The organism is Streptomyces sp. A18 (assembly GCF_059026065.1).
This window is the reverse complement of sequence record NZ_JBWLKL010000131.1, coordinates 1-929: the sequence shown is the minus strand read 5'-3', so window position 1 is coordinate 929 and position 929 is coordinate 1. Positions and strand designations below refer to the sequence as shown.

Annotated in this window: 2 protein-coding genes; both read right to left on the bottom strand. The window is 65.4% G+C overall.

The genetic code is table 11. From position 1 onward, the window contains the following. The coding region (locus AC5P1C_RS43815) for an alpha-amylase family glycosyl hydrolase (protein ID WP_493871590.1) at window positions 1–191 on the bottom strand (191 nt) is incomplete at its 3' end. A gap of 46 nt (window positions 192–237) precedes the next feature. Continuing rightward, on the bottom strand, window positions 238–929 hold a 692-nt coding region (locus AC5P1C_RS43810; protein WP_493871589.1), incomplete at its 5' end, for an alpha-glucosidase C-terminal domain-containing protein.

Sequence of the window (929 nt, the reverse complement as noted above, 5' to 3'; positions counted from 1 at the left end):
TCCACGCCGAGCCACTGCAGATAGTCCAGCTTGGCGGTGATGCCCTTGAGATCGCCGATGCCGTCGCCGTTGCTGTCGTGGAAGGAGCGGACCAGGACCTCGTAGAAGACGGCGCGCTTGAACCACTCGGGGTCCCGGTCCTTCGCGGGTGTGTCCTCGAACAGGTCGGATACCGGCTCGTTGACGGTCATGGGTCCTCCATTTCTGCCGCACGGATGGGGAGCGGGTGCTGCTGCCTCACTCGACCGCGCATACGTGCGCGGGGGACACGCCCGGTGTCAGACGGACGTAGTTGGCCTCGCCCCACGTGTAGGTCGCGTCGCCCAGTTCGTCGTGCACGCGGAAGGAAGAACCGTGCGCGATGTCCAGACGTGTGCAGTCGAGGCGTACGGTCGCTTCCTGGGTGTGGTGCGGGTCGAGGTTCACCACCACCAGGACCGTGTCACCGGGCTCATGACGGCTGTACGCGATCACGTGTTCGTTGTCCGTGGGGTGGAAGTGCACGTTGCGCAGCCGGTGAAGCGCCGGATGACGTCGACGGATCGCGTTGAGCGTGGCGATCAGGGGCGCGATGGTGCGTTCCTCGTGCTGCGCCGATTCCCAGTCGCGCGGGCGCAGTTGGTACTTCTCCGAGTCCAAGTAGTCCTCGCTGCCGGGCCGCACGGGCGTGGCCTCGCAGAGTTCGTAGCCGCTGTACATGCCCCAGGTCGGCGAGAGGGTCGCGGCAAGTACGGCGCGCAGTTCGAAGGCGGGGCGGCCGCCGTGCTGGAGGAACTCGGGCAGGATGTCCGGGGTGTTGACGAAGAAGTTGGGCCGAAGATAGTCGGCGGTCTCTCCGGTCAACTCCTCTACGTAAGCGGTGAGTTCGTCCTTCGTGTTTCGCCAGGTGAAGTATGTGTAGGACTGCTGGAAGCCGATCGCCGCGAGGG